The following is a 6,353-nucleotide window of genomic DNA, read 5'->3' as shown; positions in this document are numbered from 1 at the left end:
GGTAGTGTCAAGTATTTTTCGCAAAAAAGTCTGCGGGGTCTGGCAAGAACAAAGTCAGCCAGCAACGGAGGTGTCCTCCGGGGCGACCTCCAGATGCTTCATGTTCATGTACTTCTTGTTGCCCCATTGAGTACCAGCTACATGACGCAATCGGGCACAGACTAGCATCAGAGCAGAGTTACCATCCGGGAAGCAGCCCACCACACGGGTGCGGCGTCGGATTTCCCGGTTCAGTCTCTCAATAACATTATTGGTACGGATGCGGTTCCAGTGTTCGCTGGGAAAATCGCAGTATGTCAGCGTTTCCTCGATGCTATCCTCCACCTTCTTAGCTGCTTCCTTTAGCTTCATGGCGCGCAATTCTTCTACCACGGCTTGGGCTTTCTCGCGGGCAGCTTTCTTGCTTTCCTGAGCATGGATCGCCTTAAGCATCTTAGCCACGTGCTTTACCTTGGAGCGGGGTGTTACAGAGAACACATTGCGGTAAAAATGTACCGTACAGCGCTGAAACTTGGCTTCAGGGAATATTTCTCCCACAGCCTCCAGCATACCAAGGCATTTGTCACCAACCACCAGTTTAACCCCATCCAGACCACGGCCTCGCAACCACTGGAAGAAACTGACCCAGCTGGCTTTGTCCTCCTTCATGCCCTCGGCAGCACCAAGAACCTCACGGTAGCCGTCCTCATTTACCGCAATCGCCACCAGAATGGCTACATTCTCAAACTCTCCGCCCCAGTTACGGCGCAGATAGATTCCATCTACGTAGACATATGGGTACCGTCCGCCCTGTAAGGGACGGTTGCGCCAATCCTCGATGTGGACATACGCCTTCTTGTTCAGTTCACTGATAGTTGCCGGAGATACCTTGCTACCCCACAACGCCTCCGTGATATCCTCTACACGCCGGACAGATACGCCTGCCAGATACATCTCAATGAGAGCTTCTTCCACACTGCTCTCCCGGCGGCGGTACCGCTCGATAATAGCAGTTTCAAAGGAGATCCCTTTGAGCTTGGGTACCTTGAGAGTGACATCCCCAGAAGTGGTGGTGAGGTTGCGGCTATAGTGCCCGCTGCGGTAGCCCTGGCGCTGTTCATTGCGCTCGTACCGGGCTGCCTGTGTCAGTTTCTCTGCCTCAGCCTCCAGCAGTTCGTTGAGCGTTTCCTCTACGCTACCGCGCACCAGCTCCTTAATCTGCCCCTTGATAACTTCCTCATTTAGCTGTACAATCTTTTCGGACATGGTTTGTTGTCTCCTTTCAGAATGGCGTGTCGCAACTTCATTCTACCAGACTTTTGCAAACCATGTCTTTTCTTTTTGCGAAATTTATTGTACCTTATCAAGGTTTTCCGTCGCAGAAAAGAGAGAACTGCCACAAAACATACACAATGAACTGGTGCAAGGGCAAAAAGAGAGGGAACCGGTTTCCCGATTCCCTCTCAAAAAGTGCTTACTTATCCGGTTTGGATTAGCCGAAGTAGCGCTTCAGCAGGCCCTCGAAAGCCTTGCCGTGACGGGCCTCGTCGCGAGCCATCTCGTGCACGGTGTCGTGGATGGCGTCCAGGTTGTGCTGCTTGGCCAGCTTAGCCAGGTCAGTCTTGCCCTGGGTAGCGCCGTTCTCGGCGTCCACACGCATCTCCAGGTTCTTCTTGGTGGAGTCGGTCACGACCTCGCCCAGCAGCTCAGCAAACTTAGCGGCGTGCTCAGCCTCTTCGTAGGCGGCCTTCTCCCAGTACAGGCCGATCTCGGGATAGCCCTCGCGGTGAGCCACACGGGCCATAGCCAGGTACATACCAACCTCAGAGCACTCGCCCTGGAAGTTCTCACGCAGGCCCTGGATGATCTCCTCGGGAGCGCCCTTGGCCACGCCTACCACGTGCTCAGAAGCCCAGGTCTTATCGCCGCCCTGGAGCACGAACTTCTCCTTGGGAGCCTTGCAGATGGGGCAGAAATCAGGGGCGGAATCCCCTTCGTGAACATAACCGCAAACAGAGCAGACCCACTTTTTCATGTGATTTTCCTCCTAATTTGTCATTCATTTTATTTCATTTCGGGTTAGCCGGAAGTGCTAATCAGTAATGATTATCATTTCTGATATTAAGATAGCACAACTTAACTCTGCCGTCAAGTGTTTTTTTCAAATTCAAAAAACTTTTTTACTTCCTCTTACTTTCCATATTTCCGTCGATAACGGCGGTGCCCCAGGACCAGGATTAACACCCCTGCTGCTACCAGGATTCCGCCCAGTACGATCTGAGTAATGATAGGACCATACATAAAAGACATCACACGGTCCATACTACTATTATAAAGATCAAGATCCATTCTCTTATCCCCCTATGACAGGAATCCGGGTAACTTCATAAACTCACACAAGCCGCTCACCGCAGAAAGCTGCAGCACTCCCCGGATCAGCAAATACGCTCCCACCGCCAGCGGCAAAATCCCCAGCAGATACCATCTGGGTTCTCTCTTCTCAGGCGCCGCCTCTGTGGGCGGCCCCGGATTGGGCCTCTCTCCCAGCAGCGGCTGGTCCGTGGTAATCCCAAACAACCTGGCCAGTGCCACAATCTTATCCAGTTCCGGCTGGGCGGCGTCACCTTCCCACTTGCTCACCGCCTGTCGGGACACTCCCAGCAGTTCGGCCAGTCTCTCCTGAGATAAGCCTGCTCGCTTGCGGTAATTCAGAATCCGCTCTCCCAAGGTCATTCTTTCTCGCCATTCTTTCTTCCGGCCTTACCGGACAGGTTCAGCCTATCAAACCATCCGGTTTTTCGCCATAAAGTTTGGCTTGAACTTCCGCAACCGCTGGTTGCCAAAGGGTTTTTCAAGCGAAATCATCATACCATAGCCGGCAGAACAGATTCAAGGGCTCCTTGGTAAAGATCCCGTATGTCAAAAAACGGGCGCGCTGCATATTGCAGCGCGCCCGTTTTTAATACTTGCTTACTCAATGGCAATGGTGTGGTTCACAGGCAGCTGCTGAACCATCTTGGGCAGAGTAATCTTCAGAATGCCGTCCTCAAACTTAGCGGAGACATCCTTGGCTTCCACATGATCGCCCACATAGAAGCTGCGGCTGCACTGGCCCGCATAGCGCTCCCGTCGCAGATAACGGCCGTTCTTTTCCTCCTCATCCTTGTCCAGGCCCTTGGCCGCGCTGATCGTCAGACAACCATCCTTCAGTTCCAGCTGGACCTCATCCTTCTTAAAGCCCGGCAGATCCACATCCAGCTCATAGGTATTCTCAGTCTCCCGCACATCGGTCTTCATCAGATTCTTGCCGTGCTTACCATAGAGCGGGTTGTGATCGGAAAAAACCGACATCCGGTCAAAGGGGTCCTGGAAAAACTCATCAAACAAATTCTCACCAAAAATGCTAGGTAACATAAGTCATACCTCCATTCGTCTTCTGCGGCTCGTAGCTGGGGAGTGGGACCTCTCGGTGGCGAGCTTTTGTTACCTGCTTTGTTTTCTTGTAACAGTACCTTGGTCCGATTCCCTTTCGGTCCTCTTTCCTAAGCACAGCCTTATTATAACACCAGAATTAGCATTGTCAATAGGAGAGTGCTAATGTTCACACAATCAATCAATATTGTTCACAATTTATGCGATTTCCCCCGCAAAAAAGCCGGGACCCGTTGCACTGCAACGGGTCCCGGCTTTTTCAAAAAATCAGCTGTCGGCAATCGCTTGGGCTGCGGCACGAATCACAGCCACACAGGCGTCGATACCGATGCGGCTGTTGACACACAAATCGTATTCCCGGCTCTGTCCCCAACGGCCAGTGGCAAAATAGTTATAATAGGAGGCCCTGGCTTTATCCTGCCGGATCACATAGCTCTCCAGATTGTTCTCCTGTACACCGTACTCCTCCCGGGCGCGGCGGATTCGCTGATCCAGAGGCGCATTGACAAACACCTTCAGGCAGCGGGGCTGATCCCGGAGAATATAGTCGGCACAGCGGCCTACAATGACGCAGGACTCTCTGGCAGCAGCCTCCTTAATGACCTTGGCCTGAGCGATAAACACCTGGTCGGGCACCGATGGCGTCTGTACGCTGGTATAGAGGTCATAGAGAAAACTGTTGGTGGGGCGCTGATGCTCGGCGTTGCGGATAAAGTGCTCGGAAAAGCCGGTCTTTTTGGCCACGTCGGAGATCAGCTGCTTGTCGTAGAACGTAATTCCCATCTTCTCGGACAACTGCTTGGCAATGAGCCGCCCGCCGGAGCCATATTCACGGCCGATGGTGATGACGATATGCTTCATAAGGACACCTCCTATCCTGATTTTAGTATAATGCTTTTTCCACCTTCCGTCAAAGAGTTTTTCATACCTTATATTTATTATCCTACGTTAATATATGAATTTTATTACGGCTTTCGATTGACTTTCTTTGGAACTTGAGTATAATAGTTGCCATCTGGACCCTGCGCCCAGATGATCTTTTCCCGCCTCAATGGGAACAGAAAAAGAGAGTACAAAGAGAAAGGAGTGTCCATATGTTTATCCTGGGTATCATTCTGATCATCGCCGGTATCGGCTGCGCCGGTTACGGTTTTATGCAGAACAACAGCCTGGAGGCCCAGTTCACCAGCATCATGAGCAGCGGTACCGCTAACCCCGGCACCATGTTCATCGTCATCGGCGTGATCCTGCTGGTGGTCGGCATCATCCTGTGCGTGGTCGGCAAAAAGAAGAACTAAGGTATTACATATGCCACGGGCGGTCGCCAATGCGACCGCCCGTTCTTCTTTGCAACCTGGCTGTCAAACTGGTGCACTTCCTACCGGTCGGATCGGGTGTTTTTCGTCAAATATGCAATTCTTCTTTTTTCTCTTGCATTTCATGGCGCTATGAATTATAATAACTTCAACACAGCAAAGTGTTCCTCTGAACAGCTGAACACAATCAAATTTCGGTCGGTCCCCCTAGGGCCGCCAAGCAAAGGGGTTTGGCATTATGGCATTTACGATCACCAATTCTTACCTCCAGAACGTGTACGAAGGCGTCTGCAAGAAGAACGCCCATGAGCCCGAGTTCCTCCAGGCTGTAGGCGAGGTTATGGAATCCCTCCAGCCCGTGTACAATCAGAAGCCCGAGCTGGCCAAGATGGGCATTATGGACCGTATGGTGGAGCCTGAGCGCAGCCTGCTGTTCCGCGTGTCCTGGGTGGACGACCATGGCCAGGTCCAGGTGAACCGCGGCTACCGGGTGCAGTTCTCCACCGCCATCGGCCCCTCCAAGGGCGGCCTGCGGTTCCATCCCTCCGTCAACCTGTCCATCATCAAGTTCCTGGGCTTTGAGCAGGTATTCAAGAACTCTCTGACCGGTCTGCCCATGGGCGGCGGCAAGGGCGGTTCCGACTTTGATCCCAAGGGCAAGAGCAGCAACGAGGTCATGCGTTTCTGCCAGTCCTTCATGACTGAGCTGCAGCGCCACATTGGCCCTGACACCGACGTGCCCGCCGGCGACATCGGCGTGGGCGCCCGCGAGATCGGCTACCTGTTTGGCCAGTATAAGCGGATCCGCAACGAGTTCAACGGTGTGCTGACCGGCAAGGGCCTGACCTACGGCGGCTCCCTGGCCCGCACTGAGGCCACCGGCTACGGCCTGTGCTACTTCACCAACGAGATGCTCAAGGCCGCCGGCAAGTCCTTCCAGGGCCAGAGCGTGGTGATCTCCGGCTCCGGCAACGTGGCCATCTACGCCAACCAGAAGGCTACCCAGCTGGGCGGCAAGGTCATCGCCATGAGCGACTCCAACGGCTACATCGTGGACGAGAACGGCATCGACTACAAGGTTATCAAGGAGATCAAGGAGGTCAAGCGGGACCGCATTAAGACCTATTTGGATTATGTCCCCACCGCCAAGTATTACGAGGGCTGCCAGGGCATCTGGACCGTTCCCTGCGGCATTGCCCTCCCCTGCGCTACCCAGAACGAGCTGCCCCTGGAGGGCGCCAAGGCTCTGGTGGAGCACGGCTGCTTCGCCGTGGCCGAGGGTGCCAATATGCCCTCCACCCCCGAGGCGGTTGCTTGGTTCCAGCAGCACGGTGTGCTGTTTGCTCCCGCTAAGGCTTCCAATGCCGGCGGCGTAGCCACCTCCGGTCTGGAGATGAGCCAGAACTCCATGCGTCTGAGCTGGACCTTCGAGGAAGTGGACCAGAAGCTCCACGACATTATGACCAACATCTACCACAACGCCGCCAAGGCCGCCGAGGAGTACGGTATGCCCGGCAACCTGGTGGCGGGTGCCAACATCGCCGGCTTCATGAAGGTGGCCGACGCCATGATCTGGCAGGGCGTTTCCTACTAAGCTTAAAACAAAAATGGCATCCATCCTTTACA

The 6,353-nt window shown here is 53.9% G+C and carries 6 protein-coding genes and 1 pseudogene; 2 read left to right on the top strand and 5 right to left on the bottom strand.

Going from position 1 to position 6,353, the window contains the following annotated elements; all coding sequences use genetic code 11:
* Positions 1-54: 54 nt before the first annotated feature.
* The 5 genes and pseudogenes from IHN22_RS06645 to IHN22_RS06625 all read right to left on the bottom strand — a co-directional run.
* Positions 55-1,254 (bottom strand): annotated as a pseudogene (locus IHN22_RS06645) (IS256 family transposase); the annotation flags it as partial.
* Between the two features lie 217 nt (positions 1,255-1,471).
* Positions 1,472-2,014 (bottom strand): NADH peroxidase, encoded by a 543-nt coding sequence (locus tag IHN22_RS06640; protein WP_087266976.1) that lies wholly within the window; start codon positions 2,012-2,014, stop codon positions 1,472-1,474.
* 326 nt (positions 2,015-2,340) lie between these two features.
* Positions 2,341-2,706 (bottom strand): helix-turn-helix domain-containing protein, encoded by a 366-nt coding sequence (locus IHN22_RS06635; RefSeq protein ID WP_365813901.1) that lies wholly within the window; start codon positions 2,704-2,706, stop codon positions 2,341-2,343.
* Between the two features lie 243 nt (positions 2,707-2,949).
* Complete coding sequence (locus IHN22_RS06630) at positions 2,950-3,393, bottom strand: Hsp20/alpha crystallin family protein (RefSeq protein WP_087329610.1); 444 nt, start codon at positions 3,391-3,393, stop codon at positions 2,950-2,952.
* 285 nt (positions 3,394-3,678) lie between these two features.
* Entirely contained in the window at positions 3,679-4,272 is a 594-nt protein-coding gene (locus IHN22_RS06625) for an AAA family ATPase (RefSeq protein ID WP_191434275.1), read from the bottom strand.
* A gap of 233 nt (positions 4,273-4,505) precedes the next feature.
* On the opposite strand from IHN22_RS06625, the gene IHN22_RS06620 reads away from it, so the two are divergent.
* On the top strand, positions 4,506-4,709 hold the full coding sequence (locus IHN22_RS06620; RefSeq protein ID WP_087189328.1) for a DUF3185 family protein: 204 nt from the start codon (positions 4,506-4,508) through the stop codon (positions 4,707-4,709).
* Between the two features lie 256 nt (positions 4,710-4,965).
* Complete coding sequence (gene gdhA, locus IHN22_RS06615; RefSeq protein ID WP_087189329.1) at positions 4,966-6,321, top strand: NADP-specific glutamate dehydrogenase; 1,356 nt, start codon at positions 4,966-4,968, stop codon at positions 6,319-6,321.
* Positions 6,322-6,353: the final 32 nt, after the last annotated feature.

This window comes from Flavonifractor sp. An112 (assembly GCF_904377885.1).
In the GTDB taxonomy this organism is placed as follows: domain Bacteria; phylum Bacillota; class Clostridia; order Oscillospirales; family Oscillospiraceae; genus Flavonifractor; species Flavonifractor avicola.
The sequence above is the reverse complement of the archived record's forward strand: the minus strand, read 5'-3'. Positions and strand labels throughout refer to the sequence as shown.